The sequence below is a fragment of the Streptosporangium amethystogenes subsp. fukuiense genome (genome assembly GCF_042665875.1).
Taxonomy (GTDB): domain Bacteria; phylum Actinomycetota; class Actinomycetes; order Streptosporangiales; family Streptosporangiaceae; genus Streptosporangium; species Streptosporangium fukuiense.
On sequence record NZ_JBHTEE010000001.1, the window covers coordinates 3255216 to 3281023 of the forward strand.

Genomic DNA, 25808 nt, shown 5'->3' on the forward strand with positions numbered 1-25808 from the left:
TGTCTTCGATTTCGAAGGAAGATGGCAATGATTCAGGTCAAAGGGTTGAACAAGTGGTTCGGTGAACATCACGTGCTGCGCGACATCGACCTTGATGTGGCGCGGGGCGAGGTCGTCGTGGTGGTCGGCCCCTCGGGGTCGGGCAAGTCCACGCTGTGCCGCTGCCTCAACAGGCTGGAGCCCGCCGGGTCCGGAGACATCCTCGTCGACGGCGTACCCGCCCCCGTGGAGGGCCGGGAACTGGCCAGGCTCCGGGCCGACGTCGGCATGGTGTTCCAGTCGTTCAACCTCTTCCAGCACAAGACCGTGCTGGAGAACATCGTGCTCGCGCCGATGAAGGTCCGGGGCGAATCCCGCGCCGAGGCCGAGGCGTCGGCGCGGGAGCTGCTGGCGCGCGTCGGCATCGCCGAGCAGGCGGGAAAGCTGCCCGCACAACTGTCCGGTGGGCAGCAGCAGCGGGCCGCCATCGCCCGCGCGCTGGCCATGCGGCCCAAGGTGATGCTCTTCGACGAGCCCACCTCCGCACTCGACCCGGAGATGGTCGGTGAGGTGCTGGACGTGATGGTCCGTCTCGCCGCCGACGGCATGACCATGGTCGTCGTCACCCACGAGATGGGCTTCGCCCGCAGGGCCGCCGACCGCGTGGTCTTCATGGACGCCGGCCAGATCGTCGAGACGGGCGAGCCCGGCGCCTTCTTCGAGGCTCCTCGGACAGACAGGGCCAGGGACTTCCTGGCCAAAGTTCTCACGCACTGATCGAAAAGGATGGTGGGCCCGATGGTGTCCATGAAGCGGCTGGCCGCTGTCGCCGCTGTGTCCGTGCTCGGCCTCTCGGCCTGCGCCGGTACGGACTCGGGAAGCCCGGCCGTACCGGGTGAGGTCAAGGGCGGCGACCTGATCGCCTCGATGCCGGTCGCGGCCGCCGCGGACATCCTGCCCGGCTCCACGATGGAGAAGATCAAGCAGCGCGGCGAGCTGATCGTCGGCGGGTCGCTCGACGCGCCGCTGCTGTCGCAGCAGAACCCGACGACCGGCGAGGTCGAGGGGTTCGACGCGGACATGGGCAAGGCGCTCGCCAAGTACATCATCGGCGAGCCCAAGGTGAAGATCGTCAACTCCGCCTCGGAGACCCGCGAGGCGCTGCTCGGCAACGGCACCGTGGACGTCGTCTTCCAGACCTACACGATCACCCCGGAGCGGGCCGAGCAGGTCTCCTTCGCCGGGCCGTACTACTCCTCCGGACTGAGCCTCGCGGTCAGGAAGGGCACCACGGGCATCACCAGGCCCGAGGACCTGAACGGCAAGACCGTCATCGCCGGAGCCAACACCCCGGCCATCCCGGCGATCAAGAAGCTCGCCCCGCAGGCCAAGATCGTGACGTTCGGCAGCGACCCCGAGTGTATGCAGGCCCTCAAGCAGGAACGCGGCGACGCCTACGTCCAGGATGAGACGCTCCTGGTCGCCAACGCGCAGAAGGACCCCTCGGTCCAGGTCGTCGGCAGCCCGTTCACCACCGACCCGTACGGCATCGGCCTCAAGCACGGTGACGACCAGTTCAAGAAGTTCGTCAACGACTGGCTGAAGAAGATCCAGGCCGACGGCCTCTGGCAGAAGACCTGGAAGCAGTCTCTCGGCACGGTCGTGCAGGGCGAGGCTCCCACCCCGCCGCAGATCGGATCGGTGCCGGGGTCCTGATGTCCGCCCTCCTGGATCACCTGCCCGAACTCTGGCAGGGGCTGGTCGTGACCCTCCAGCTGACCGCGGCGTCCTTCGCCGGCGCCGCGCTCGTGGGGTTCGTGATCACCGCCATGCGGGTCAGCCCGGTCGGCGTCCTGCGCGGGATCGGCACGGCCTATGTGGAGACCTTCCAGAACCTGCCGCTGCTGGTGCTGCTGGTGCTCGCCGTCTTCGGTCTGCCCGAGATCGGCCTCAAGGCCGACCTGCTGGTGACGGCCATGATCGTCATCGCGCTCTACGAGGCCGCCTACATCGCCGAGGCCCTGCGCTCCGGCGTCAACGCGGTCTCCGCGGGGCAGGGCGAGGCGGCCCGCGCGCTCGGGCTGACCTTCGGCCAGTCCCTGCGCCACGTGGTCCTGCCGCAGGCGCTGCGCACGGTGATCCAGCCGGTCGGCAACATCTTCATCGCGCTGACGATGAACACCTCGCTCGCCGCCGCGGTCGGCGTGGTCGACCTGACCGCCGCGGCCAACCGGGTGAACCTCATGGAGGCGCAGCCCATCCCGATCTTCGTCGGGGCAGGCCTGGCCTATGCGCTGATCGCCGCCTGCGCCGGGTTCGTCACCGGACGGCTCGAACGACGGCTGGTGGTGGTCCGGTGAGCGCGCCTTCTCCCGACGGGGCGGTGAGTGTCCGGGCCCCTGGCGGGCCGGTCTCCGCTCAGGCCGCGGGCTCGGGCGAACCGGCGGTGGCCCGGTGAGCAACCTGCTCTTCGACCAGCCGGGGCCGCGCGCCCGCCGCAGGATACGGATCGCGACCGCGGTGGGGGCGGTCGCGGTGCTGGCCCTGCTGGCGCTGGCGGTGCGCCAGTTCGCCGTAGGCGGCCAGCTCGACGCCGACCGCTGGTCACCGTACGCGACCTGGCCGATGTGGCGCTATCTGCTGAACGGGCTGTGGGCCACCGCGCTCGCCGCCGTCGTCTCGGCCGCGCTGGCGATGGCCGCCGGACTGGCGCTGGCCCTCGGGCGGCTGTCGCGACGCAGGTGGGTACGCATGTCCGCCGGGGCGTACGTGGAGGTCGTGCGGACCGTCCCGGCGCTGCTGCTGGTCTACGTCGTGCTGTTCGCGCTGCCCCGCTACGGGCTGGACCTGCCGCTGTTCTGGAAGCTCGTGGTGCCGCTGGCGGTCTCGAACGCCGCGGCGTTCGCGGAGATCTTCCGCGCCGGGGTGCTGTCCGTGGAACGCGGCCAGGGCGAGGCCGGGCTCGCGGTCGGGCTCACCCAGGGCCAGACCATGCGCCTGATCATCCTGCCGCAGGCCGCCCGGCGGGTGCTGCCCTCGATCGTCAGCCAGTCGGTCGGCCTGCTGAAGGACACCTCGCTGGGCTTCGTGGTCAGCTATGCCGAACTGCTCTACAGCGGCAAGATCCTGGCGACCTACAACGGCCTGCTCATCCAGACCTACATCGTCGTCGCGCTGATCTACCTGGTGGTCAACGCCTCGCTGTCCAAGCTCGCCCGTACCCTCGACGCCCGTGACACCCCGGGGGTCCGCCGACTCAGAGAGAGACCCGCCCGTGCCTGAACTCGTCCCGCTCGCGGAGGTGGTGCGCTCCGGATTCGTGGAGAGCGTGCACTTCGGCAGCGCCGTCGCCCTCGCGCCCGACGGCACCGTGGCCGTCTCCAGGGGAGCGGTCGGCGCGCCGGTGCTGCCGCGCTCCTCGGCCAAGCCGTTCCAGGCGCTGGCCTGCCTGCTGTCCGGGGCGGACCTGCGCGGTCCCGGCCTGGCCATCGCCGCGGGCAGCCACACCGGCCAGGACTTCCACGTACGGCTGGTCGCCGAGATGCTCGCCGGGGCCGGGCTCGGCTTCGAGGCCCTCGGCTGTCCCGCGGACTGGCCGGAGGACGAGGCCACCCGGCACACGCTGATCCGGGCGGGCCTGACGGCCTCGCGCGAGCGGATGAACTGCTCGGGCAAGCACGCCGCGATGCTCGCCGCGTCCGTCGCGTCCGGCTGGGAGACCGCCTCCTACCTCGACACCGACCACCCCTTACAGCGGCGGGTACGTGCCGTGACCGAGGAACTGTCCGGGGAGAAGGCGGCCCACGTCGCCGTCGACGGGTGCGGCGCCCCGCTGTTCGGGCTGTCGCTGACCGGACTGGCCCGGGCCGTACGGGCTCTGGTCGTCGCCGAGCCGGGGACCGCGCCGCGGGCGGTCGCCGACGCGATGCGCGAGCACCCCGAGTACGTCGGCGGGACCGGGCATGTGAACACCTCGCTGATGCGGGCGCTGCCGGGGGCGGTGGCCAAGGGCGGGGCCGAGGGAGTTCTCGTCGTCGCGCTCGCCACCGGGCACGTGGCGGCCGTGAAGGCCATCGACGGGAGCCCGCGGGCCACGAGCGCGATCGCGCTGGCCACGCTCGGGGCGGCCGGTGGGGACGTCGCGCCGGCGGCCGGCTTCGCGAGCGTTCCGGTGCTGGGCGGGGGCCTACCAGTCGGTGAAATCCATGCTTTGGAGGAAAAATGAGTCTTAGCTATGAAATCTGCATTGACAGCACCGCCGGCGCGCTCGCGGCCGAGCAGGCCGGGGCGCACCGCGTCGAGCTGTGCTCGGCCCTCTTCGAAGGGGGCCTGACCCCGACCCTCGGCACCGTCGAGGCGACCCTCGCGGCGGTCTCGACGATCCGGGTCCACGTGATCATCCGCCCCCGGGGCGGCGACTTCATCTACGACGAGCACGAGGTCGCGGCCATGGAGCGCGACGTGGCCGCGATCAGGGACGCGGGCGCGCAGGGCGTGGTGATCGGGGCGCTGACGCCGTCGGGCGAAGTGAACGTCGAGGTGGCCAAGCGCCTCATCGGTGCGGCCGGAGGCCTCTCGATCACCTTCCACCGGGCCTTCGACATGACCGCCGACCCGTTCGCCGCCCTGGACACCCTCGCTTCCCTGGGCATCGACCGGATTCTCACCTCCGGCCAGGACGTCACCGCTCTGGAGGGCGCGCCGCTGATCGCGTCCCTGGTCGAGCGGGCGGGCGACGACCTGATCGTCATGCCCGGCGGCGGCATCACGCCCCGCAACGTGCACCGCGTGGTCGAGGCGACGGGAGCCACCGAGATCCACTTCGCCGCCCTGGTCGACGCGCCCAGCCCCGCCGTCCACCGCAACCCCCACCCGTTCATGGGCGGGGAGCTGCGCCAGCCCGAGTACAGCCGCCTGGTCACCTCCTCGCGCCTGGTCTCCGAGGTGATCGCCGCCTCGGGTGCCTGACCCCCGGAACCGGAGTTCCTCACCGCCGGGGCGAATCGGCCGGGCGGCCCCATGAGCGGATCGGACCTGGGGCAGGTCCGCATCGCCGCTACGAAGAGTCCGTCCGGAAACTCCGAAGCATTTCGATGAACGTGCGGAGGTGTCAGCCCTGACGGGCCTGCGCGAGCTCGTTCGGCAGGGCGTCGACGGAGGCCGGGGGAAGGTTGTTCGACGGGAGCGCATGCGGGTGAGCATGTCCGGACCGAGCCGCCGAGCGAGCGCCTCCAGGGCTGCGGCGACCTCCTCGACCTCCCGCGGATCATCGGCGGCGAGGGCGGCGTTGATCGTCGTTGCGCGAACGACGGCGGTCCGCTCAGAGACCTCGGGCGCCTGCCGGATGAGGAGACGGCGGCGCTCCTTACCGCCTTCGCAGCCCGCCTGCGTGAGGTCTTGACCGGCAACCCGACCGATTCGGCACACGGGTCGGGCTGAGGAAGGCGGGGTCGGCGCCCGACGGGTGAGCGGCGGATGCGGACGGGGGCCATGCCGCGATGCCGCGGCGAAACAGGGCCGCCTTCGGGTGCCGTGTCCAAAGGATTTCATTGTCTAGGTTTGTCATTCTTTGGGCTGTTTGGAGCTTATGTCGGGTATACCGGTATAAATTCGCTTTCGCAGGAAAACGAATTTCGCGTGGAATCGGAAGGGGGCTGGGTCATGATGAGACCCGCAAGCCTGGAGCAACACCCCGATCTCATGGAGATGCGGGCGAGGTACGAACGGGCGGGATCCAGCTCGGTGGCGCAGGTCATCGACGGACTGGTGCTCCTGGCGGGACTGTATCTGGCGATCTCCCCATGGGTGGTCGGCTTCAACGGCCTGTCCAGGCTCACCGTGAGCAACCTCATCACCGGCCTCGCGCTCGCCGCTCTGGCCGTGGGATTCGCGTCCGCCTACGGCCGGACGTACGGGATCAGTTGGATCGTGCCGATCATCGGGATCTGGACCATCGTGGCCCCCTGGGCCACCAGCTCGGCAACGGTGGGGAACATCTGGAACAACGTCGTCACCGGCGTCGTCATCCTCCTGCTCGGACTGGGAGCGGTGGCGGTGGGCAGCAAGAGAATGCCCGGCATGTCCCACCGTGGAGACATGTCCCACCGCGGAGACATGCCGCACAGGTCGGATGTACCCAACAGGCCGGACATGCCCAACCGGGACTTCCCCAACAGGCCATAGTCGATGTGGCATCGGTGCGGCGGCGGAGGACCGCCCCGCCGGTGCTGTACGGGACATCCGCCTTCAGGCCACCCACGTTCCGGCCGCCCCTCCGAGGGGCGTCAGGGGTGCGCAGCTCAGCACCAGCGATATCCGCCACGTTCCACCAGGAGAACGATCTCACCACGGCAGCGGCCCAGTCCGGCCTGAGACAGCGGTGGTAGCGCCGCACCCAGCATGAGCCCGGCCCCGGCCGGGCTTCCGTCGTCTTCGAACCGGCAGCGGGTCAGGAGACGAGCTCGCGATCCAGATAGGCCCGGAACTCCCTGACCTGGATGGTGTCGTACGGCTCCAGCCGTTCGGAGAACTTCCGGACGCGTTCGATTGAGCGGGTGGACGTCAGTGATCTGCCCATCGGAATCGCAACCCTCGCCGAGTCGACCGCCTGTTCCACCTCCCCCATGGAGAGGTAGGCATCTGCGGCGTTCACCCTGTTGAGCTGCGCCGAGTGGGGACGCTTTCCCGCGAACTCACGCACCGCCGGTTCCGCGCAATCGGCCGCCCGCTGGTGCTCTCCGAGCAACTCCCAGCACATACCCATCTCGGCAGTCAGCTCTGGAGCGTCGTACCAGGCGATCCAGGCCGGATCACGATCAGTACTTCCCTGGGCATAGGCTCGCTCGGCTTCGCCGAGAAGCCGTTCGACCTGTTTCGCGCTGTGCTCGTCGCCGGTTTCGGCCGGCCTGCACACAGTCACCGACAGCAACGGAGTGCACACATGCGGCCAACCTCCTGCGGCCCGGCGGACCCGAGGGGACACTGCCGCGCCTACGCCACGACGGCCTTCGCCGCCGAGGCACCGGCCAAGGCCGTCGCCTTCGCCCTGCCGACCCGTTCGGGCAGCCGCCTGACCTGACCGCCCCCGTTGCGTCTGGGGCGCCGTTCAGTCCGTCTCCGGCTGACGGACCCCGCTGACGCGGCCGAGCGCGGCCAGGACGGATGACCTACTCGAAGAGGGTGTGCCGCTCACCGCGCCGGCGTCTCCGTACGATCCGGCCCCCGACCACCACGATGTCCACGACGGCGATGGCCGCCAGTACGGCAAAGGCCACGGTAAGCGGTGTGAACCCACCCTGTGCCGCGAAGACCGCCAGAACCGTACAGACCACCAGGCCGAAGATCGCCAGAGCGAGCCGCAGGTTCAGCGCGCTCTTCGGATGGTCATGCGTTCCCGGCTGCTCCTTCATGAGACCACCTCCGGGGCAATATCGATCTCCCCACCTGCCCATACCTGCGCAAGGGGGCATCTCCCAGCCCTTACCCAGGACATCCCGGATAACCCGCGGCATCATGGTCTTCACCCCGATTTTTCAGCAGACCTCCAAGGTTTCCCGCACTACCGGAGGTCCACTGCAAAACAGCACCGGATTCCCTCGGCAACCAGGCCACCGACATGTGCGTTTACCTTGGGTCTCCGTCGCCCCTACGAGGCGATCCTCGACCGTTCACGGGCCCCGGCGAGCCCGGCGACCGGCAGAGACCGCCAGGAGCGCTCTAAAAGGGGCCGGGTACAGACGTCGCGCCGAAGACGGCTCACGGTTCGGCGGGGGTCGACGTGGAGGGCTCATCGGGGGTGAAGCGCCAGTATCCGTACGGGTTGAAGAAGAAGCTGTCTTCCTCGTAGCCAAGGCACGGGTGTCTTTCCATGATCCATCGCGGGCCGTCGGGGGTGGATCGGTAACCCTCGCCGTCGCTCATCTCCCGCGCCCGCCGCTCGGTCAGCAGGTAGAGCGCCACCTCGTCGATCAGATCCACGACTTCGCCGACCAGCGTCGCGGGCAGCGGTTTCCCCGCGGGCGACCCGATGTCGATCTGCACATCGGGTGCGCCCAGCAGATGCATGCCGCAGCTCTTCAACAGGCTGCCATCCAAAAGCGGCCGTTTGACCCAGGCGTGGAAGAGGATCACGGCCAGCATTTCCCGATCCCTAGCCTCGGCCGCCCGATCGGCCAGGGTGAGCCACCGCTCCCGGCCGTGCGCGAGACCGCTGCTCTCGCCCTTCGCGGCCGTGGCGCCGGAGCGCAACAGCGCGGCCGTCACCGCCAGCATCCGCCGCGAGACGTCGAACGTTCTGTCCCACACCTCCTCGAAAACCCCGTCACCATGACCGACCATCACTCTTCGATGGAGATCGAACGCGTTGTTCTGCCTCATCGGCGGCGACAGCACGTACACCACCGAATCGTGTGTCTCCACCGCCCCCCAGTCGGATTCGGTGAAGGAGACGTTCGCCAGGGAGGCGTCAAACGACCGAGGCATCCGCGGATCGTGAGCCTGCTGAAAGTGCTCCAGATCGACGCTGAAGCCAGGCCCCCCGACCTCCGCGACGACCTTCTCCACCACGTCGAAATCCAGACCCGAGCCGAGCACGCAGAGCACGTGGCGTGGGTACACCTCATAGTTTTGCCGGAACATGCTGGCGAAGGTACTGAAACCCACCGACAAAACATACCTGGCCGATCACATGCTTCGGGGCTCGGGTACGCACCAGGCTGGACAAGGCGGACAGCAGAGACTGATCTCCGGGGACGTCAGGGGTCTGAAACCGGGTAGGAACAGAGCGTTCGCGAGGCAAGGAGGGGCCAGGTGGCCGCACATCAGCTGGTCAACGACCCGCAGGAGCTCGTCGGCGAGGCGCTCGAAGGGCTGGAGCTCAGCCAGAGGGGGCGACTGCGGTGGAACCGCGACCCCAGCTTCGTCATCAGGGCCGATGACCGGCGGCCGTACAAGGTCGGCGTGCTGTCCGGCGGCGGCTCCGGGCACGAGCCCCTGCACACCGGTTTCGTGGGGTACGGCATGCTGGACGCCGCGGTGCCGGGAGCGGTCTTCGCCAGCCCCACCGCGATCCAGATCCAGGCGGCCACCGAGGCGGTCGACGACGGCCGAGGGGTCGTCCACGTGGTCAAGAACTACACCGGCGACGTGCTGAACTTCACCATCGCCGCCGAGATCTCCGGCGCCATCCGGATCGAGACCGTGCTCGTCGACGACGACCTGGCCACCGACACCTCCGTCGAGGGCGGCCCCGGGCGGCGGGGCACCGCCGCCGTCGTCGCCGTCGAGAAGATCTGCGGCGCCGCCGCCGAGCGGGGCGCCGACCTGTCCACGGTGGCCGCACTCGGCCGCCGTGTCGCGGGCAACGCCCGGACCATGTCCCTGGCCCTGCGGGCCTGCACCCACCCCGGCCAGTCCGTACCCTCGTTCGACCTGGAAGTGGGCCAGGTCGAGTTCGGCGTCGGCATCCACGGCGAGCGGGGAGTCCGGAAGATCCCCGTCGCCCCCGCCGACGAGCTGGTGGCCGCGCTGACCGGGCCGGTCGCCGACGACCTCGGGCTGAACAGGGGCGACGCGGTCTTCGTGATCGTCAACGGCCTCGGCTCCACCCACCAGCTGGAGCTGCTCGCGGCCTACCGGCAGGTGACCCGGCTCCTTGACGCGCGAGGTGTGACGGTCGCCCGGCAGCTGGTGGGCTCCTATGTCACCGCCCTGGACATGGCGGGCTGCTCGGTCACCCTGATCCGCGCGGACGAGGAGCTCGTCGGCCTGTGGGACGACCCGGTGCGCACCGCCGCCCTCACCTGGTGACCCGCCCACGGCTCCGGCGATCGGCGACGGTCACCCGACCGGCCCGGTTCTCCGCGTATGAGCATCGTCACGGGTCAGCCACCGGGTAAGACCGGATCGACCGGCCCCGCGTCCCGTCCCGGTACTCGAAGGAGAAATCCATGAACGACCTCGAACCCCAGGCCGTACTGTCGTGGGTCGAGCGGTTCATCACCCGGATCGACGATCAGGTCCAGGAGTTGACCGAGCTGGACCGCCGCAGCGGTGACGGCGACTTCGGCACCAACATGGTCACCGCGCTCAGCAGGGCCAAGGCGAAGTTCTCGCCCGCACCCGCCGACGCCGGGGCGCCGTTCTCCAGCCTCTCGACGGCCTTCCTCGAACACTCCGGCGGCACCAGCGGGCCGCTGTTCGGCATGTGGTTCCGCGAGTTCGCGCTGGCCGGGGAGGGCAGTCCCGCCTTCAGCACGGCCCTGCTCGCCGACGCCGCCAGGAACGGGGTGGCCACGGTCCGCAGGCTGGGCTCCGCCTCGGTGGGCGACCGGACGATGGTCGACGCCATGGCCCCGGCGGCCGACGCCCTGGCCGAGGCCGTGGAGGACGACGTCCCCGCCGCGCGGGCTCTGCGACTGGCGGCGGAGGCGGCCCGCGCCGGAGCCGACTCCACCTCCTCGATCATCGCCCGCCGGGGCCGGGCCAGCTATGTCGGCGAGGCCGCCCTGGGAGCGCCCGACCCCGGGGCCGTCGCGGTCGCCCTGTTCTTCGAGTCCGCGGGCTGACCCGCGACCGGCGCGGAGGGGGCTCAGTGGCCCCCGTGCCGGTGGACGAAAGGCGCCTCGACCTGGCCCGGAAGACGCGAAAGACCCCCGTGGGCGATCCCACGGGGGTCTTCGGCGTGCTCACCGGCGGACCACGCGCAAGGGGTCCGGCTAGTAGATCGGGCGCGAGGAGGAGCGCAGCCGCTCCAGGGCCTCGGCCAGGATCTGCGCGCCGTCCTTGTCGCTGCGGCGCTCCTTCACATACGCGAGGTGCGTCTTGTAAGGCTCGTTACGCGGCGGCGCGGGCGGGTTGGCCTCGTCCTGACCTGCGGGGAGACCACACCGGGGGCAGTCCCAGAACTCGGGAACGGCCGCGTCGCTGGCGAAACTGGGGCGCGTCTCATGCATGTTCGCGCACCAGAAAGGGACCCGCACACGGGGGGCCGCCTCGCCACGCTCCGCCTCCCCCATCGGGCCGGCACCGACACGGCTGCCACGGATCGCGTTGCCACTACCCACGGATGAACTCCTTGCTCGATGGCCCCGCCGCTTGGGGATGCGGGGACTGAACCACTGTCACGCCTGTCAAAGCCAGGTCAGGGCCTCAGGAGCAGGCCCAGCGCGATGATGCAGACGAACCAGACCACACCGGTGATGACGGTGAGCCTGTCAAGGTTACGCTCCACCACGGAGGAGCCTCCGAACGACGACGAGAAACCGCCACCGAACAGATCCGAGAGACCACCGCCCTTGCCCTTGTGGAGCAGGACGAGCAGCATCATCAGCAAGCTCGACAGGATGAGGGCGATGGAGATTCCGATTGTCACCGTTGACCTGTTCCCTATGTGCGCGTGTCCCGCGTCCGGGCACGACCCTTGTGTACGCCAGAGGCGTGACGATTCAAACCTGCTCTAAGAGGGTATGACGTGCTGTCAAATCACACCCCCCAAATGGACCAGTCAACTCGACAATTCGCCAAGACGGCAAATTTTGACGAATTCCCCGGCATCGAGGCTCGCGCCGCCGACCAGGGCACCGTCGACATCGGGCTGTGCCATGATGCCCGCGATGTTGTCAGACTTGACCGACCCACCGTAAAGGATACGGACACCCGCGGCCACATCGGCGTCGTACAGTTCGGCGAGTCGCTCCCGGAGGGCCCCGCAGACCTCCTGCGCGTCGTCGGGGGTGGCCACCTCGCCGGTGCCGATCGCCCAAACCGGCTCGTAGGCGAGCACGATTGAGGCGACCTGCTCGGCGGTGACCTTGCGAAGCGCCCCTTCGAGCTGCGCGACGCTGTAGGCCACCTGGCCGCCCGCCTGGCGCACCGGCAGCCCCTCCCCCACACACAGGATGGGGGTGAGCGAGTGCCGGTAGGCCGCCTGCACCTTGACGTTGACGACGTCGTCGTCCTCGTGGTGGTACTGGCGGCGCTCGGAGTGCCCGATCGTGGCGAAGGTGCAGCCGAGTTTGGCGAGCATGGCCCCGGAGATCTCACCGGTGTAGGCGCCGCCGTCGTGCTGCGACAGGTCCTGGGCACCGTAGAGGATCCGCAGCTTGTCGCCGTCCACCAGGGTCTGCACGCTGCGCAGATCGGTGAAGGGCGGCAGCACGGCCACGTCGGCCCGATCGAAGTCCTTGTCGCCCAGCGCGAAGGCGAGCTTCTGGGTGTGGGCGATGGCCTCAAGGTGGTTGAGGTTCATCTTCCAGTTGCCGGCTATGAGCGGCTTGCGAGCGGTGCTCATCTGACCTCTACCTCTCCAGCGCCACGAGTCCGGGGAGGGTCTTGCCCTCCAGGTATTCCAGGCTGGCCCCGCCACCGGTGGAGATGTGCGAGAACCCGTCCTCGGGCAGGCCGAGCCTGCGCACGGCGGCGGCCGAGTCTCCCCCGCCGACGACCGTGAAGGCCTCCGAACCGATCAACGCCTCGGCGACCGCGCGGGTTCCGCCGGAGAACGCCTCGAACTCGAAGACGCCCATCGGGCCGTTCCAGAACACGGTCCTGGCGTCGGCCAGCTTGCTCGCGAAAAGCTCGCGGGTGCGCGGGCCGATGTCGAGGCCCTGGCGGTCGGCCGGGATCGCGGTGGCGTCGACCACCTCGTACTCGGCGTCCTCGGCGAACTCGGTGGCCGCCAGCACGTCGACCGGCAGGACGAGCTGCACGCCGCGCTTGGCCGCCTCGTTCAGGAAGCCCCGCACCTGGTCGAGCTGGTCCTCCTGGAGCAGCGACCGGCCCACCTCGTACCCCTGTGCCTTCAGGAAGGTGTAGGCCATGCCGCCGCCGATGAGGAGCCTGTCGACCTTGGTGAGCAGGTTGCCGATGACCCCGAGCTTGTCGGAGACCTTCGCACCGCCCAGCACCACGGCGTACGGCCGTTCGGTGGTCTCGGTCAGCCTTTTGAGCACCTCGACCTCGGCCAGGACCAGCCGGCCCGCGGCGTGCGGCAGCAGGGCGGGCACGTCGTAGACGCTGGCGTGCTTGCGGTGCACCGCGCCGAAGCCGTCGCCCACGTAGAGGTCGGCGAGGGCGGCCAGCCTGGCCGCGAACTCGGCCCGCTCGGCGTCGTCCTTGGACTCCTCGCCGGGCTCGAAGCGCAGGTTCTCCAGCAGGGCCACCTGACCGTCCTGAAGCGCCTCCACGACCTCCTGCGCCGACTTCCCGACCACGTCGGTCGCGAAGGCGACGTCCGCGCCCAGGAGCTCGCCCAGCCGCTTGGCGACGGGGGCCAGGGAGTAGTCCGGGTTCGGCTTGCCCTTGGGGCGCCCCAGGTGCGCGACGACGATCACGCGGGCGCCCCTGCGGGCGAGTTCCTCGATCGTCGGCACCGAGGCACGGATGCGGCCGTCGTCGGTGATGACGTCCCCCTCCAGGGGGACGTTGAGGTCGGCGCGTACCAGGACGCGCCGACCGTCCACGTCGAACTCGGAGATGTCCTTCATCAGAGGTCGGCGCCGACCAGCTCGATGAGGTCGGCGAGACGGTTGGAGTAGCCCCACTCGTTGTCGTACCAGCCGACGACCTTGACCTGGTTGCCGATCACCTTGGTGAGGGCGGAGTCGAAGATGCAGGACGAGGGGTCGGTGACGATGTCGGAGGAGACGATCGGGTCCTCGGTGTAGGTGAGGTAGCCCTTGAGCTCGCCCTCGGCCGCGGCCTTGAGCGCGGCGTTGACCTCCTCGACCGTGGTCTCGCGGCCGACCTCGACGGTGAGGTCGGTGGCCGAGCCGGTGGGGATCGGCACCCGCAGCGCGTAGCCGTCGAGCTTGCCCTTGAGCTCGGGCAGCACCAGGCCGATGGCCTTGGCCGCGCCGGTCGAGGTCGGCACGATGTTGATCGCGGCGGCGCGGGCGCGGCGCAGGTCGCTGTGCGGGGCGTCCTGCAGGTTCTGGTCCTGCGTGTAGGCGTGGATGGTGGTCATCAGACCCTTCTCGATACCGAAGGTGTCGTTGATGACCTTGGCCATCGGCGCCAGGCAGTTGGTGGTGCAGGAGGCGTTGGAGATGACCGTGTGCTTGGCCGGGTCGTACTTGTCGTGGTTGACGCCCATCACGACGGTGACGTCCTCGTTCTTGGCCGGGGCCGAGATGATGACCTTCTTGGCACCGTTCTCGGCGTGCACTCGGGCCTTGTTCGCATCGGTGAAGAAGCCGGTCGACTCCACCACGACGTCCACGCCCAGGTCACCCCAGGGCAGCTTGGCGGGGTCGCGCTCGGCGAAGGCCTTGATGGCCTTGCCGTCCACGATGATCTCGTCGGCGGTGCTCTTCACCTCGTACGGCAGGCGGCCGAGAATGCTGTCGTACTTCAGCAGGTGGGCGAGCGTGGCGTTGTCGGTCAGGTCGTTGACCGCCACGATCTCGATGTCCTTGCCGCTGGCAGCGACCGCGCGCCAGAAGTTGCGGCCGATGCGGCCGAATCCATTGACGCCTACGCGGATGGTCACGGTGCCGATCTCCTCGTACGTCGGTGCGCCGGTCATGAGGACCGGCGACTTGGGGCTGGCTGAAACCTCAACCACGAACCTTATCGGACCTAAATTGGTGTAGACCACTGGAGGGGGGAGGTCCGTTATTCCTTAACCCATGAACAGGTATCGCACCATTCAAGTAGAGTGCCCGACTCATCACCGGAAAACCCTTAGACCCCATGAGGAGCTGTTGTGACAGATAACGATCCACATCTGGCAAACGGGCTTCTACCAGGTATTTTTACCGGCCTCGGCGCCACCCTGGTCGGTGCCGCGGCCTACGGCGCGCTCATCGGCTTCAGCGGGTATGAGATCGGCTTCGCCGCCATCGGCGTCGGTCTCCTCGTCGGCCTCGCCATGATGGCGGTCAGGCCGACGAGCCCTGTGCTGCCGCCGCTGGCCGCCCTCTTCTCCCTGATCGGCGCCGCGCTCGGCCAGGTCGCCGGATACGTGATCGTCTGGGTACGAGCCTCCGGCGACGACTACGGCTCGGCGCTGACCCAGGTCCTCAACACCTTCCCCGAGGATCTCAGGCGCGATCCCAAGTCACTGCTGTTCTGGGCGATCGCCGCCTACGCGGGCTTCGGCTTCGTGAGCAGAAGAGTCAAGGCCGCCCGCGAAGCCCACGCCGCCTCGTCCGTCCCGCAGCCGGGCGAGGCCGACCACGTGGACTACTTCGCTCCCAGGAAGCAGCCCTGAGCGGGCCTTGAACGGCGCGTGTCGGCGCCGCGTTCCCGGTGCGGTCACCGGGAACGCGGCGCCGCCCTGCCAGGTCGGGGAGCGCGTCAGGGGGCCAGCATGTCGACGGTGAGATTGGCCTCGGTGTTGGGGATGCCGATGTCCTGAGCGCGCTTGTCGGCCATGGCCAGCAGCCGGCGGATGCGACCGGCGATGGCGTCCTTGGTCAGGGGCGGGTCGGCCAGCTGGCCCAGCTCCTCCAGGGAGGCCTGCTTGTGCTCCACCCGCAGGCGGCCGGCGATCACCAGGTGCTCCGGAGCCTCCTCCCCGAGGATCTCCAGCGCCCGCTGGACCCTGGCTCCGGCGGCGACCGCGGCGCGGGCCGAACGGCGCAGGTTGGCGTCGTCGAAGTTGGCCAGCCGGTTGGCCGTCGCCCGGACCTCGCGGCGCATCCGCCGCTCCTCCCAGGCCAGCACGCTGTCGTGGGCGCCCAACCTGGTCAGCAGCGCGCCGATGGCGTCGCCGTCACGGACCACCACCCGGTCGACGCCGCGCACCTCGCGGGCCTTGGCATGGATCTTCAGCCGCCGCGCCGACCCGACCAGCGCGAGCGCCGCCTCGGGCCCCGGGCAGGTGACCTCCAGCGACATCGAGCGCCCGGGCTCGGTGAGCGAGCCGTGCGCCAGGAACGCCCCCCGCCAGGCCGCCTCGGCATCGCAGGCCGCCCCGGCGACGACCTGGCGGGGCAGGCCACGGACCGGGCGCCCGTGGTTGTCGATCAGGCCGGTCTGGCGGGCCAGCGCCTCCCCGTCGCGGTAGACCCGCACGAGGTAGCGCGATCCCTTGCGCAACCCCGCCGGGGCCAGCACGAGCACCTCCGCCTTGTGCCCGAAGACTTCACCGATGTCTTTGATAAGCCGCCGGGCGGTGACATTGGTGTCCAACTCGGCCTCGATCACGATCCGGCCGCTCACCAGGTGCAACCCGCTCGCGAACCGCAGCAGCGTCGACACCTCGGCCTTACGGCAGCAAGGCTTCAGGACCGTCAGCCTGCTCAGCTCGTCCTTGACCACACCTGTCATCGCCATGCGCGTTCGTCCTCCCCCATACAGACCCCATGCGGCCCGAGATGAATCGGGCTCACAGCAGTTTCTCGCACTCCTGGGCACCGCTGACCAGGATCAACGCTTCGCACGGAAAATCTCGTCCAGGACGGAGGCAAGACGTTGTGCATCGTGTCGCGGCGAGCCGTCCTCATCCGCCACGGAGGCCAGGACCAGCCGCCCGCCCAGGCCGGCCACGGCCTTCTCCAGCTCCTCACCGTCGTCGGTCACGCCGGTGTCCGCGACGACCACGTCCACCTCCAGGGAGGGCGCGTGCTGGCGCAGCACCTCCAGGTGCTTCTGGGGGGAGAAACCGTCGGTCTCCCCCGTCTGGGGAGCGAGGTTCAGCGCGACCAGGCGCCGCGCGCGGGTGGTGTGCAACGCCTCGGCCAGCTCGGGCACCTTCAGGTGCGGCAGCACGCTGGTGAACCAGGAGCCGGGGCCGAACACCACCCAGTCGGCGTCGAGGACCGCCTCGACGGCCTCGGGGCACGCCGGCGGGTCCTCGGGGACCAGCGAGATGGCCCGGACCCTGCCCGGGGTGAGCGCGCAGGCCACCTGGCCGCGCACCGTGCTCACCAGGCCGTCCAGTTCCACCTCGGCGGCGATGTCGAGCGGCACCGAGGACATCGGCAGCACCCGCCCGTGCGCGCCGAGCAGCCGCCCGAGCCAGTCGAGCCCGGCGACCGTGTCGCCCAGGCGCTCCCAGAGCGCCACGATCAGCAGGTTGCCGATCGCGTGGCCGTCCAGGTCACCATCGCTGCGGAAGCGATGCTGGACGACCTCACTCCAGGTGTGGCCCCACTCGTCGTCACCGCACAGGGCGGCCAGCGCCATCCTCAGGTCTCCCGGGGGCAGCACGCCGAACTCGCGACGGAGGCGGCCGCTGGAGCCTCCGTCGTCGGCCACGGTGACCACCGCCGTCAGCCGGGAGGTGACCCTCCGCAGTGCCGACAGCGAGGCGTACAGCCCGTGTCCTCCACCCAGCGCGACGACCTTGAGACCTTCATCAATTACCTCCAGCGTGGATACTCCTGCCTTCAGGCGGGGGAGGAAACGCGGCACGGCGCCGCACTTCGGGATGGGTGGTGCAGCCGTAGCCGTCGGCTCGTTGAAGCAGGCACAGCCGGATGACGAACGCGGTGTGCCGGTGAACCACGGCCCGGCCTGCCGTCAGCAGGCGGCGGGCGCGGGCGGGGTGGCACGGGTCGAGCGGGTGGCCGCGGACGTCCAGGACGAACACGACCGGGTGAACCTCACGGTTCTCTCCCTCGGACACCGAAGCGCCCTCGGCGTGACGCCGGATCGGGCGGGTGCCCTCCGATCCGATCTCCCCTCGCCCATGTTCCACGCCGGTTACCGCCAGGTGGCAGTGCCCGCGTCCCGTTTCGTCCCCACCCTCGGGGTTGTCTGCTGACTCGGATTCGAGAGCCCGCCGCTGAGGAAGCACGACGGGGTCGGTCTGCTGGCCTACGTGAAACGTAGTCATCTGAATGCACCTCCCTAACCAGATGACTCGGGCTGGTCAACGCGGGGCTTCAAAGCGCCTTACGGCGCCTCAGGCCCCCTCCTTCAGGAGGGGGTCGTCGACTCACTCCCGGCCCACATCCCGATGGCTCACCTGCACCTCCATGCCGCCCCGATCACGCAGCCGGCCGCCGATCTGCTCGGCCATGGCGACGCTGCGGTGCTTGCCACCGGTGCAGCCGACGGCGAGCGTGGCGTAGCTCTTGCCCTCGCGGGTGTAGCCGGAGGCGATGATGGCGAACACCTCGTCGTAGGCGTCAAGGAGTTCCTTCGCCCCCGCCTGGTTGAGAACGTACTCCCGTACGGGGGTGTCCAGACCGTTCATGGGGCGAAGTTCGGGAACCCAGTGGGGGTTGGGCAGGAACCGGCAGTCGACGACCATGTCCGCGTCCACCGGCAGGCCGTACTTGTAGCCGAAGGAGACGACGTTGACCCGCAGGCCCGGACGGTCCTCGCCGCCGAAGAAGGCGACGATCTTCCCCCTGAGCTCGTGGACGTTGAGGTTGGAGGTGTCGATCACCAGGTCGGCGTTGGCCCGGACCTCACGCAGGATGCCGCGCTCGCGGGCGATCCCGTCGACCAGCCGGCCGTCGCTCTGCAGCGGGTGCGGGCGGCGGACGTTCTCGAACCTGCGGACCAGTTCCTCGTCACTGGCCTCAAGGAACACCACGCGCACGCCGACGCCGCGCCCCTCCAGCTCCTCGATGGCACTGTTGAGGTCGCTGGTGAAGGCCAGGCTGCGTACGTCGACCACCGCGGCCACCTTGTCGGCGGCCAGCTTGGCCCGCCCCGCCTCCTCGGCCATGGCGAACAGCAGCCCCGGCGGCAGGTTGTCGATGACGAACCACCCCAGATCCTCCAGAGCCTTGGCGGCGGTGCTCCGCCCCGCCCCCGACATTCCGGTGACGAGGACGAACGCGGACTCTCTTTCGCTCATGGGTTCTGCCCCTTCAAGACCGACACGATCGTCTCGGCCGTCGAGGGGCCGATCCCGGGAACCTCGCAGATCTGCGCCGCGGTCGCCTCCCGCAGCCGTCTCACCGATCCGAAATGCTTGATCAACGCCTGCCTGCGGGCCGGGCCGAGTCCGGGAACCTCGTCCAGAGCGCTTTCCTTGACGCTCTTCGACCGCTTGGATCGATGGTAGGTGATGGCGAAGCGGTGAGCCTCGTCGCGCACTCGCTGAAGAAGGTAAAGGGCCTCGCTGGAGCGGGCGAGGATCACCGGCAGGTCCTCACCGGGCAGCCAGACCTCCTCCAGCCGTTTGGCCAGGCCGCACACCGCCACGTCGTCGACGCCCAGTTCGTCGAGCGCCCTGCGGGCCGCCGCGGCCTGCGCGGGACCGCCGTCGACGACGACCAGGTTGGGCGGGTAGGCGAACTTGCGCGGCTTGCCGGTCTCCGGGTCGATGCCCGGCGTCCGCAGCCCCTCGCCCGGCCCCTCGCCCGGCTCTGCCATGGCGTCGGCGTCGAGGTCCCCGGTGGCCGAGCGTTCCTCCAGGTAGCGCTTGAAGCGGCGGGAGATCACCTCGTAGATGGAGGCGACGTCGCCCTCGGTGGAGCGCACCGAGAACCTGCGGTACTCGCTCTTGCGGGCCAGGCCGTCCTCGAACACCACCATGGAGGCCACCACGTCGGTGCCCTGCATGTGGGAGACGTCGTAGCACTCGATGCGGAGCGGCACCTGGTCCAGGCCGAGGGCGTCGGCGACCTCCTGCAGCGCCCTGCTCCGTGCGGTCAGGTCGCTGGCCCGCCTGAGCTTGTGCTGTTTCAGGGACTCCACGGCGTTGCGCTCGACGGTCTCCATCAGCGACCTCTTGTCACCCCGCTGCGGAACCCTGATCTCCACCCTGGCCCCGCGCTGCTCGCCGAGCAGCTCGGAGACCGCCTCCGTGTCGGGTGGCAGGACGGGGACCAGCACCTCCCTGGGCAGCGCCTCGGCGGCCGCGTCACCGTACATCTGCAGCAGGAACTGCTCGACCAGCTCGCCGGGCGTGGCCTCCTCGACCTTGTCCACCACCCAGCCGCGCTGGCCCCTGATCCGCCCGTCACGGACGTAGAAGACCTGGACGGCGGCCTCCAGCGGATCCTCCGCCAGGGCGATCACGTCGCAGTCGGTGTTGTCGCCCAGGACCACCGCCTGCTTCTCCATCGCCCGCTGCAGGGCTCCGATGTCGTCACGCAGCCTGGCCGCCCGCTCGTACTCCTGCGCGGCGGCGGCCTCGCGCATCTCGCGCTCCAGCCGCTTGACGAACCGGCCGGTGTTGCCGGCCATGAACTCGCAGAAGTCATCGGCCAGCTTCCGGTGCTCCTCGGCGGTGACCCGGCCGACGCAGGGGGCGGAGCACTTGTCGATATAACCCAGCAGGCAGGGGCGCCCGACCTGCGCGGCCCGCCGGAACACCCCCGTCGAGCAGCTCCTGATCGGGAACACCCGGAGCAGCAGGTCGACGGTCTCCCTGATCGCCCAGGCGTGGGAGTAGGGGCCGAAGTAGCGGATGCCCTTGCGCTTGGCCCCGCGTAGCACCTGGACCCGGGGAAACTCCTCTCCCATGGAGACCGCGAGGTAGGGATAGGACTTGTCGTCGCGGTATTTGACGTTGAACCGCGGGTCGTACTCCTTGATCCAGGAGTATTCGAGCTGGAGCGCCTCGACCTCGGTGCCGACGACGGTCCAGTCGACGTCCACGGCGGTCGTGAGCATGGTCTGGGTGCGCGGATGCAGGCTCGCGAAGTCCGCGAAGTAGGAGTTGAGCCGCTGACGCAGGCTCTTGGCCTTGCCGACGTAGACGACCCGGCCTCCGGCGTCCTTGAACCGGTAGACGCCGGGGGACTCGGGGATCGACCCCGGCTTCGGCCGGAAACTCGCCGGACCACCCACAGATCTCGCCACACGGAAAGCCTATCGGCCCGGACCGACAGGTTTCCTTACCGCTTTTCCCGGCACGGCCTCCGCGCCCGGAGAATCGGTGACCGCGCCCCCGCCGCCGGGGCGAGTTCTTCCGGCGGCGGGGGCATGACCGGATTCAGGCGAGGCTGATGGAGTCGCCGTCCACCTTGATCGCCTTCTCCTCCAGTGGCTTCGAGGCCGGGCCGTCCGCCACGGAACCATCAGCGATCTTGAACTTGCTGCTGTGGCACGGGCAGTCGATGGTGCCGTCCGCGACCTTGTCCACGTCGCATCCCTGGTGGGTGCAGACGGAGCTGAACGCCTTGAACTGGCCCGCGGTCGGCTGGGTGATCACAATCTTCTGGTCCTTGAAGACCTTGCCGCCCCCCTCGGGGATGTCCGCGGTCTTGGCCAGAACGTTCGCCCCGGAGTCGCCCGCGCCGGCCTCCGGCGCCTGCGAGGACGCGGTCGACGAGGTGTCGCCACCGCTCGTCGCGGGCTCTTCCGAGCTACCGCACGCGGTCAGTACCGCGGCCACCCCGGCCCCTCCGGCACCCAGTATCACCGTGCGACGTGTCGTCTCAGTCATGTATCTCCTCCAGGATCATCATCTTCAGGTACGGCTGGCACCCCGATGACGGTTCAGCATGCCGTACGCCGTGTCAGGAGACTGTGAAGAATCAAGCCCTTGGCGCTCTTTCCGGATCATCCGGAGAATCCCCCGGTAACCCTCATCGCGGATTTCGGCCCCGGCGAGCTCGACGAATCCGCCCCCTGGAGGAGATGGCCGCGCGAACCGTCAGACCACGATGATCCCGTCGCCCTCGAGCTTCAGCGCGTACTGGACCAGCGGCGCCTCCGCCGGGCCCTTGAGGCATTTGCCGGAGTCGGCGGCGAACTCGCTGCCGTGGCAGGGGCAGTGGATGACGCCGTCCCCGACTCTCCCGACCGCGCATCCCCGGTGCGGGCAGCTCGCCGTGAACGCCCTGAACAGTCCGGAGGTCGGCTGGGTGATCACGATCTTCCACTTGGTGATCACCTTGCCGCCGCCGACCGGGATGTCGGCGGTCCTCGCGATGACCTTCCCCTTGATCCCCGGCGGCACGATGGCGGCGGGCTCCCCACTGCCGCACCCGGCCAGCGCCGCCCCGCACGCCACGGCCCCCGCGGCGGCGATCACCTGCCTGCGCGCGGGCATGGCGGAGGTTTCCTGCATGCTCATTGCGGCCCTTCTCGCAACGTCATCCCCGTCAGAACCGGGCTCTCGCGTCAAGGGTATTGACGTGGGAGCCCGGTCCTGAATCCGGCCTTCAGGTGCCGAGGATCTTGCGCAGGAAGCGGCCGGTGTGACTCTCGTCGACCAGGGCGACGTCCTCGGGCGTGCCGACGGCGAGCACGGTGCCTCCCCTGGAGCCGCCCTCCGGGCCCATGTCGATCAGCCAGTCCGCGGTCTTGATCACGTCGAGGTTGTGCTCGATGACGATGACCGTGTTGCCGCCGTCGACGAGCTTGCCCAGCACGCCCAGCAGCCTGCGGATGTCCTCGAAGTGCAGGCCGGTGGTGGGCTCGTCGAGCACGTAGATCGTCCGGCCGGTGGAGCGGCGCTGCAGTTCGGAGGCGAGCTTGACGCGCTGGGCCTCACCGCCGGACAGGGTCGTGGCGGGCTGGCCGAGCCTGACGTACCCCAGGCCGACGTCGTAAAGCGTCTGCAGGTAGCGCTTGATGGACGGGATGGAGTCGAAGAAGCCCAGGGCCTCCTCGATCGGCATGTCGAGCACCTCGGAGATCGTCTTGCCCTTGTAGTGGACCTCCAGGGTCTCCCGGTTGTAGCGCGCCCCGTGACAGACCTCGCAGGGCACGTAGACGTCCGGCAGGAAGTTCATCTCGATCTTGAGAGTGCCGTCTCCCGAGCACGCCTCACACCGGCCGCCCTTGACGTTGAAGCTGAAGCGCCCCTTCTGGTAGCCCCGGACCTTGGCCTCCGTGGTCTGCGCGAACAGGTCACGGACCTTGTCGAAGACGCCGGTGTAGGTCGCCGGGTTGGAACGGGGTGTGCGGCCGATCGGCGACTGGTCCACGTGCACGACCTTGTCGACCAGGTCCATCCCGTTGACCCGCGCGTGCCGGCCGGGGACGGTACGCGCGCCGTTCAACTCCTTGGCCAGCGCGTTGTAGAGGATGTCGTTGACCAGGGTGGACTTGCCGGACCCCGAGACCCCGGTGACCGCGGTCAGCAACCCGAGGGGGAACTCCACGTCGACGCCCTTGAGGTTGTGCTCGCGGGCGCCCTTCACGGTGAGCTGCCGCTTCCTGTCGCGCTTGCGGCGTACGGGGGGGATGGCGATGGTCCTGCGGCCGGACAGGTAGGCACCGGTCATCGACTCCTCCGAGGCCAGCAGGTCGGCCACGGTGCCGGAGACGACGACCTGGCCGCCGTGCTCGCCCGCTCCCGGGCCGATGTCGACCACCCAGTCGGCGGCGGCGATGGTGTCCTCGTCGTGCTCGACCACGATGAGCGTGTTGCCCATGTCGCGCAGCCTGATCAGGGTCTCCAGCAGCCGCTGGTTGTCGCGCTGGTGCAGACCGATGGAGGGCTCGTCCAGCACGTACAGCACACCGACCAGGCCGGAGCCGATCTGGGTGGCGAGCCGGATGCGCTGTGCCTCACCACCCGCGAGGGTGCCTGAGGCCCGGTCCATGGTCAGGTAGTCGAGGCCCACGTCGAGCAGGAAGCCCATCCGGGCGTTGATCTCCTTGACCACCCGCTCGGCGATGTGCATGTCACGGTCCGACAGCCTCAGCCCCGCCAGGAACGTCGCGCAGTCGCCGATCGACATCGCCGAGACCTCGGCGATCGAGCGGCCGTCGACCGTGACGGCCAGCGAGACCGGCTTGAGCCTGGCTCCCTCGCAGGCCGGGCACGGGATCTCCCGCATGTAGCCTTCGTACTTCTCCCGCATGCCGTCGCTGTCGGACTCACCGTGGCGACGCTGCACCCAGGGGATGGCCCCCTCGAAGGTGGTGTAGTAGGAGCGCTCTCGGCCGTAGCGGTTGCTGTAGCGGACGTGGACCTGCTCGTCGTGACCGTGGAGCAGGGCCTTCTGCGCCTTCTTCGGCAGCCGCTCCCACGGGGTGTCGAGGCTGAATCCCATGTTCAGGCCGAGCGCCTCGACGAGGCGGACGAAGTAGTCGCTGGTGTGACCCCCGGCCCACGGGGAGATCGCGCCCTCGCCCAGCGGCTTCTCCGGGTCGGGCACGATCAGGTCGGGGTCGACCTCCATGCGAACGCCCAGGCCCGTGCACTCCGGGCAGGCGCCGAAGGGCGAGTTGAAGGAGAACGAGCGGGGCTCCAGCTCCTCGAACGACAGGTCGTCGTAGGGGCAGTAGAGGTGCTCCGAGTAGAAGCGCTCGCGGTTCGGGTCGTCCTCTGGCAGGTCGACGAACTCCAGGGTGATCGTCCCGCCCGACAGCTGCAGGGCGGTCTCCACCGAGCCGGTCAGGCGGCTGCTCGCGCCCTCCTTCACCGCCAGGCGGTCGACGATCACCTCGATGTCGTGCTTCTCCTGCTTCTTCAGCGTCGGCGGCTCGTCCAGCCGGACCACCGTGCCGTCGACGCGGGCCCGGGCGAAGCCCTTGGCCTGCAACTGGCTGAAAAGCTCGGCGTACTCGCCCTTGCGGCCGCGGACCACCGGGGCGAGCACCTGGAAGCGGGTGCCCTCGGGAAGCTCCATCACCCGGTCGACGATCTGCTCGGGACTCTGCCTGGCGATCGCCCGCCCGCACCGGGGACAGTGCGGCTTGCCGATGCGCGCCCAGAGCAGGCGCAGGTAGTCGTAGACCTCGGTGATCGTGCCGACCGTGGAGCGCGGGTTGCGGCTCGTCGACTTCTGGTCGATCGACACCGCGGGTGAGAGACCCTCGATGAAGTCCACGTCGGGCTTGTCCATCTGCCCGAGGAACTGCCGCGCGTAGGCCGACAGCGACTCGACATAGCGGCGCTGGCCCTCGGCGAAGATCGTGTCGAAGGCCAGACTGGACTTGCCCGAGCCGGACAGCCCGGTGAAGACGATCAGAGAGTCTCGCGGGAGGTCCAGCGAGACGTCCTTGAGGTTGTGTTCGCGTGCACCACGCACGATGAGGCGGTCAGCCACGGTAGTCCCGACGTCGATTTAGAGGGTTGGAAGCGGTCGCGGGAAGACTAGCGAGAGGGACCGACAATTTTCCGGGCCGGCGTCCGGAGCTCAGGGGTTCCCCGCCCTCTCCAGACTACGGTCTTCCCTTGGATGTGGCAGGTCGTCCCCGGTTTCAACAGTGTGAACACCCCCCTTATGCCCCGCCCCACCCGCCGGGCGGCGATGATGAGGGTGGGGACGGGCACCACCCGCGCCCCGCCCTGCCGTGACAGCATCCGAGGAGAATCCGTGACGTACACCGGTGATGTGCAGGTCGGCGGCCCCGCAGACCTGCGTGAGCTGCCCGGCCTGACGATCGCCAAGCTGGCCGTCGGCCCGTTCGACAACAACGCCTACCTGCTCCGGTGCACCCGGACCGGTGACGGCGCGCTCATCGACGCGGCCGCCGAGCCCGACCGGCTGCTGGAACTCATCGGTGACCGGCCGATCAGCAAGATCATCACCACCCACCAGCACGGCGACCACTGGCAGGCCCTGGCGGAGGTCGCCGGGGCGACCGGTGCCTCGGTGATCGCCCACCCGCTCGACGCGCCGGGGCTGCCGGTGCCGGTGGACCTGGAGGTGGAGCACGGCGAGGAGATCACCGTCGGCGAGGTCGGCCTGGAGGTGATCCACCTGCGCGGGCACACCCCGGGCTCGATCGCCCTGTACCACCCCGGCCACCTGTTCACCGGCGACTCGCTCTTCCCCGGCGGCGTCGGCAACACCAACAAGGATCCCGAGCGGTTCGCCCGGCTCTTCGCCGACGTGTCAGAGCGGATCTTCGACCGGCTGCCGGACGACACCTGGGTCTATCCGGGCCACGGCAAGGACACCACGCTCGGCGCCGAACGCCCCCACCTGCCCGAGTGGCGCGAGCGGGGCTGGTGACGCTCGCGGCGCGGGGGTCGCACCGCCCACGCCGCCGGGGATCCTCCGCCCGCGGGG

28 protein-coding genes are annotated in these 25808 nt (G+C 69.4%); 12 read left to right on the forward strand and 16 right to left on the reverse strand.

Going from position 1 to position 25808, the window contains the following annotated elements; all coding sequences use genetic code 11:
• The first annotated feature begins 27 nt into the window (after nt 1-27).
• The 7 genes from ACFQVD_RS14210 (at nt 28) to ACFQVD_RS14240 (ending at nt 6162) form a co-directional block, all read left to right on the forward strand.
• Nucleotides 28-756, forward strand: a complete 729-nt coding sequence (locus ACFQVD_RS14210; protein ID WP_343969055.1) for an amino acid ABC transporter ATP-binding protein — start codon at nt 28-30, stop codon at nt 754-756.
• Nucleotides 757-777: 21 nt separating this feature from the next.
• Complete coding sequence (locus ACFQVD_RS14215; RefSeq protein WP_343969053.1) at nt 778-1695, forward strand: glutamate ABC transporter substrate-binding protein; 918 nt, start codon at nt 778-780, stop codon at nt 1693-1695.
• Nucleotides 1695-2339: an amino acid ABC transporter permease gene (locus ACFQVD_RS14220; RefSeq protein WP_343969051.1), complete on the forward strand. Its 645-nt coding sequence runs from the start codon at nt 1695-1697 to the stop codon at nt 2337-2339. The genes ACFQVD_RS14215 and ACFQVD_RS14220 overlap by 1 nt, the downstream gene beginning before the upstream one ends.
• A 94-nt stretch (nt 2340-2433) precedes the next feature.
• Nucleotides 2434-3261 carry an amino acid ABC transporter permease gene (locus ACFQVD_RS14225; protein ID WP_343969049.1) on the forward strand — a complete coding sequence of 276 codons (828 nt, stop codon included), beginning with the start codon at nt 2434-2436 and terminating at the stop codon, nt 3259-3261.
• Nucleotides 3254-4204, forward strand: a complete 951-nt coding sequence (locus ACFQVD_RS14230) for an asparaginase (RefSeq protein ID WP_343969047.1) — start codon at nt 3254-3256, stop codon at nt 4202-4204. Before ACFQVD_RS14225 ends, ACFQVD_RS14230 begins: the two co-directional genes overlap by 8 nt.
• Nucleotides 4201-4947 (forward strand): copper homeostasis protein CutC, encoded by a 747-nt coding sequence (locus tag ACFQVD_RS14235; protein ID WP_343969045.1) that lies wholly within the window; start codon nt 4201-4203, stop codon nt 4945-4947. The genes ACFQVD_RS14230 and ACFQVD_RS14235 overlap by 4 nt, the downstream gene beginning before the upstream one ends.
• 693 nt (nt 4948-5640) lie before the next feature.
• On the forward strand, nt 5641-6162 hold the full coding sequence (locus tag ACFQVD_RS14240) for an SPW repeat protein (protein ID WP_343969043.1): 522 nt from the start codon (nt 5641-5643) through the stop codon (nt 6160-6162).
• A 265-nt stretch (nt 6163-6427) separates the two neighbouring features.
• Here ACFQVD_RS14240 and ACFQVD_RS14245 read toward each other — a convergent pair whose 3' ends face one another.
• Complete coding sequence (locus ACFQVD_RS14245) at nt 6428-6898, reverse strand: hypothetical protein (protein ID WP_343969041.1); 471 nt, start codon at nt 6896-6898, stop codon at nt 6428-6430.
• A 21-nt stretch (nt 6899-6919) separates the two neighbouring features.
• On the opposite strand from ACFQVD_RS14245, the gene ACFQVD_RS14250 reads away from it, so the two are divergent.
• Nucleotides 6920-7057: a hypothetical protein gene (locus ACFQVD_RS14250; protein WP_343969039.1), complete on the forward strand. Its 138-nt coding sequence runs from the start codon at nt 6920-6922 to the stop codon at nt 7055-7057.
• 88 nt (nt 7058-7145) lie between these two features.
• On the opposite strand, the gene ACFQVD_RS14255 is transcribed toward ACFQVD_RS14250, so the two are convergent.
• Together ACFQVD_RS14255 and ACFQVD_RS14260 are read right to left on the reverse strand one after the other, a co-directional pair.
• Nucleotides 7146-7388: a DUF6343 family protein gene (locus ACFQVD_RS14255; RefSeq protein ID WP_343969037.1), complete on the reverse strand. Its 243-nt coding sequence runs from the start codon at nt 7386-7388 to the stop codon at nt 7146-7148.
• A gap of 346 nt (nt 7389-7734) precedes the next feature.
• Entirely contained in the window at nt 7735-8616 is an 882-nt protein-coding gene (locus ACFQVD_RS14260; RefSeq protein WP_343969035.1) for a hypothetical protein, read from the reverse strand.
• A gap of 171 nt (nt 8617-8787) precedes the next feature.
• Between ACFQVD_RS14260 and ACFQVD_RS14265 the strand changes: the two genes are divergently transcribed.
• Together ACFQVD_RS14265 and dhaL are read left to right on the forward strand one after the other, a co-directional pair.
• Nucleotides 8788-9786, forward strand: a complete 999-nt coding sequence (locus ACFQVD_RS14265) for a dihydroxyacetone kinase subunit DhaK (RefSeq protein ID WP_343969033.1) — start codon at nt 8788-8790, stop codon at nt 9784-9786.
• Between the two features lie 140 nt (nt 9787-9926).
• Nucleotides 9927-10544, forward strand: coding sequence for a dihydroxyacetone kinase subunit DhaL (dhaL, locus tag ACFQVD_RS14270; protein WP_343969031.1), 618 nt, complete (start codon nt 9927-9929; stop codon nt 10542-10544).
• Between the two features lie 150 nt (nt 10545-10694).
• Here the strand turns inward: dhaL and ACFQVD_RS14275 are convergent, their stop codons facing one another.
• The 5 genes from ACFQVD_RS14275 to gap all read right to left on the reverse strand — a co-directional run bounded on the left by ACFQVD_RS14275 (nt 10695) and on the right by gap (nt 14467).
• The gene (locus ACFQVD_RS14275) at nt 10695-11042 is read right to left on the reverse strand and encodes an RNA polymerase-binding protein RbpA (RefSeq protein WP_012892502.1); all 348 of its coding nucleotides are present in this window, start codon (nt 11040-11042) and stop codon (nt 10695-10697) included.
• Between the two features lie 77 nt (nt 11043-11119).
• Nucleotides 11120-11350, reverse strand: coding sequence for a preprotein translocase subunit SecG (gene secG / locus ACFQVD_RS14280; protein WP_030905020.1), 231 nt, complete (start codon nt 11348-11350; stop codon nt 11120-11122).
• A 132-nt stretch (nt 11351-11482) separates the two neighbouring features.
• The gene (gene tpiA / locus ACFQVD_RS14285; RefSeq protein WP_343969018.1) at nt 11483-12268 is read right to left on the reverse strand and encodes a triose-phosphate isomerase; all 786 of its coding nucleotides are present in this window, start codon (nt 12266-12268) and stop codon (nt 11483-11485) included.
• Nucleotides 12269-12275: 7 nt separating this feature from the next.
• Nucleotides 12276-13463 (reverse strand): phosphoglycerate kinase, encoded by a 1188-nt coding sequence (locus tag ACFQVD_RS14290; protein ID WP_343969016.1) that lies wholly within the window; start codon nt 13461-13463, stop codon nt 12276-12278.
• Nucleotides 13463-14467 carry a type I glyceraldehyde-3-phosphate dehydrogenase gene (gap, locus tag ACFQVD_RS14295; RefSeq protein WP_030905029.1) on the reverse strand — a complete coding sequence of 335 codons (1005 nt, stop codon included), beginning with the start codon at nt 14465-14467 and terminating at the stop codon, nt 13463-13465. Before gap ends, ACFQVD_RS14290 begins: the two co-directional genes overlap by 1 nt.
• Nucleotides 14468-14683: 216 nt before the next feature.
• Between gap and ACFQVD_RS14300 the strand changes: the two genes are divergently transcribed.
• Nucleotides 14684-15190, forward strand: coding sequence for a hypothetical protein (locus tag ACFQVD_RS14300; protein WP_343969014.1), 507 nt, complete (start codon nt 14684-14686; stop codon nt 15188-15190).
• Between the two features lie 86 nt (nt 15191-15276).
• On the opposite strand, the gene whiA is transcribed toward ACFQVD_RS14300, so the two are convergent.
• The 8 genes from whiA to uvrA all read right to left on the reverse strand — a co-directional run bounded on the left by whiA (nt 15277) and on the right by uvrA (nt 24839).
• Nucleotides 15277-16257: a DNA-binding protein WhiA gene (whiA, locus tag ACFQVD_RS14305; RefSeq protein WP_030905033.1), complete on the reverse strand. Its 981-nt coding sequence runs from the start codon at nt 16255-16257 to the stop codon at nt 15277-15279.
• A 93-nt stretch (nt 16258-16350) separates the two neighbouring features.
• On the reverse strand, nt 16351-17286 hold the full coding sequence (locus ACFQVD_RS14310) for a gluconeogenesis factor YvcK family protein (RefSeq protein WP_343969065.1): 936 nt from the start codon (nt 17284-17286) through the stop codon (nt 16351-16353).
• Nucleotides 17282-17761: an RRXRR domain-containing protein gene (locus ACFQVD_RS14315; protein WP_343969011.1), complete on the reverse strand. Its 480-nt coding sequence runs from the start codon at nt 17759-17761 to the stop codon at nt 17282-17284. The genes ACFQVD_RS14310 and ACFQVD_RS14315 overlap by 5 nt, the downstream gene beginning before the upstream one ends.
• 102 nt (nt 17762-17863) lie before the next feature.
• Complete coding sequence (gene rapZ / locus ACFQVD_RS14320) at nt 17864-18736, reverse strand: RNase adapter RapZ (RefSeq protein ID WP_343969009.1); 873 nt, start codon at nt 18734-18736, stop codon at nt 17864-17866.
• Nucleotides 18733-20679 carry an excinuclease ABC subunit UvrC gene (uvrC, locus tag ACFQVD_RS14325; protein ID WP_343969063.1) on the reverse strand — a complete coding sequence of 649 codons (1947 nt, stop codon included), beginning with the start codon at nt 20677-20679 and terminating at the stop codon, nt 18733-18735. Before uvrC ends, rapZ begins: the two co-directional genes overlap by 4 nt.
• A gap of 145 nt (nt 20680-20824) precedes the next feature.
• Entirely contained in the window at nt 20825-21277 is a 453-nt protein-coding gene (locus ACFQVD_RS14330) for a Rieske (2Fe-2S) protein (protein WP_343969007.1), read from the reverse strand.
• Nucleotides 21278-21487: 210 nt separating this feature from the next.
• Nucleotides 21488-21910: a Rieske (2Fe-2S) protein gene (locus tag ACFQVD_RS14335; RefSeq protein WP_343969005.1), complete on the reverse strand. Its 423-nt coding sequence runs from the start codon at nt 21908-21910 to the stop codon at nt 21488-21490.
• An 88-nt stretch (nt 21911-21998) separates the two neighbouring features.
• Nucleotides 21999-24839, reverse strand: a complete 2841-nt coding sequence (uvrA, locus tag ACFQVD_RS14340; RefSeq protein ID WP_343969003.1) for an excinuclease ABC subunit UvrA — start codon at nt 24837-24839, stop codon at nt 21999-22001.
• 270 nt (nt 24840-25109) lie between these two features.
• Here uvrA and ACFQVD_RS14345 point away from each other — a divergent pair, with 270 nt between their 5' ends.
• Nucleotides 25110-25751, forward strand: a complete 642-nt coding sequence (locus ACFQVD_RS14345; RefSeq protein WP_343969001.1) for an MBL fold metallo-hydrolase — start codon at nt 25110-25112, stop codon at nt 25749-25751.
• Nucleotides 25752-25808 lie beyond the last annotated feature (57 nt).

Bases quoted from the DNA above. Each gene is read 5' to 3' on its own strand.
- ACFQVD_RS14210 (WP_343969055.1), top strand. From the start codon at position 28: ATGATTCAGGTCAAAGGGTTGAACAAGTGGTTCGGTGAACATCACGTG.
- ACFQVD_RS14220 (WP_343969051.1), top strand. From the start codon at position 1,695: ATGTCCGCCCTCCTGGATCACCTGCCCGAACTCTGGCAGGGGCTGGTC.
- ACFQVD_RS14335 (WP_343969005.1), bottom strand. From the start codon at position 21,910: ATGAGCATGCAGGAAACCTCCGCCATGCCCGCGCGCAGGCAGGTGATC.
- dhaL (WP_343969031.1), top strand. From the start codon at position 9,927: ATGAACGACCTCGAACCCCAGGCCGTACTGTCGTGGGTCGAGCGGTTC.
- ACFQVD_RS14260 (WP_343969035.1), bottom strand. From the start codon at position 8,616: ATGTTCCGGCAAAACTATGAGGTGTACCCACGCCACGTGCTCTGCGTG.
- ACFQVD_RS14215 (WP_343969053.1), top strand. From the start codon at position 778: ATGGTGTCCATGAAGCGGCTGGCCGCTGTCGCCGCTGTGTCCGTGCTC.
- rapZ (WP_343969009.1), bottom strand. From the start codon at position 18,736: ATGAGCGAAAGAGAGTCCGCGTTCGTCCTCGTCACCGGAATGTCGGGG.
- ACFQVD_RS14255 (WP_343969037.1), bottom strand. From the start codon at position 7,388: ATGAAGGAGCAGCCGGGAACGCATGACCATCCGAAGAGCGCGCTGAAC.
- whiA (WP_030905033.1), bottom strand. From the start codon at position 16,257: ATGGCGATGACAGGTGTGGTCAAGGACGAGCTGAGCAGGCTGACGGTC.
- ACFQVD_RS14250 (WP_343969039.1), top strand. From the start codon at position 6,920: ATGCGGCCAACCTCCTGCGGCCCGGCGGACCCGAGGGGACACTGCCGC.
- ACFQVD_RS14315 (WP_343969011.1), bottom strand. From the start codon at position 17,761: ATGACTACGTTTCACGTAGGCCAGCAGACCGACCCCGTCGTGCTTCCT.
- ACFQVD_RS14290 (WP_343969016.1), bottom strand. From the start codon at position 13,463: ATGAAGGACATCTCCGAGTTCGACGTGGACGGTCGGCGCGTCCTGGTA.
- ACFQVD_RS14235 (WP_343969045.1), top strand. From the start codon at position 4,201: ATGAGTCTTAGCTATGAAATCTGCATTGACAGCACCGCCGGCGCGCTC.
- ACFQVD_RS14240 (WP_343969043.1), top strand. From the start codon at position 5,641: ATGATGAGACCCGCAAGCCTGGAGCAACACCCCGATCTCATGGAGATG.
- tpiA (WP_343969018.1), bottom strand. From the start codon at position 12,268: ATGAGCACCGCTCGCAAGCCGCTCATAGCCGGCAACTGGAAGATGAAC.
- ACFQVD_RS14330 (WP_343969007.1), bottom strand. From the start codon at position 21,277: ATGACTGAGACGACACGTCGCACGGTGATACTGGGTGCCGGAGGGGCC.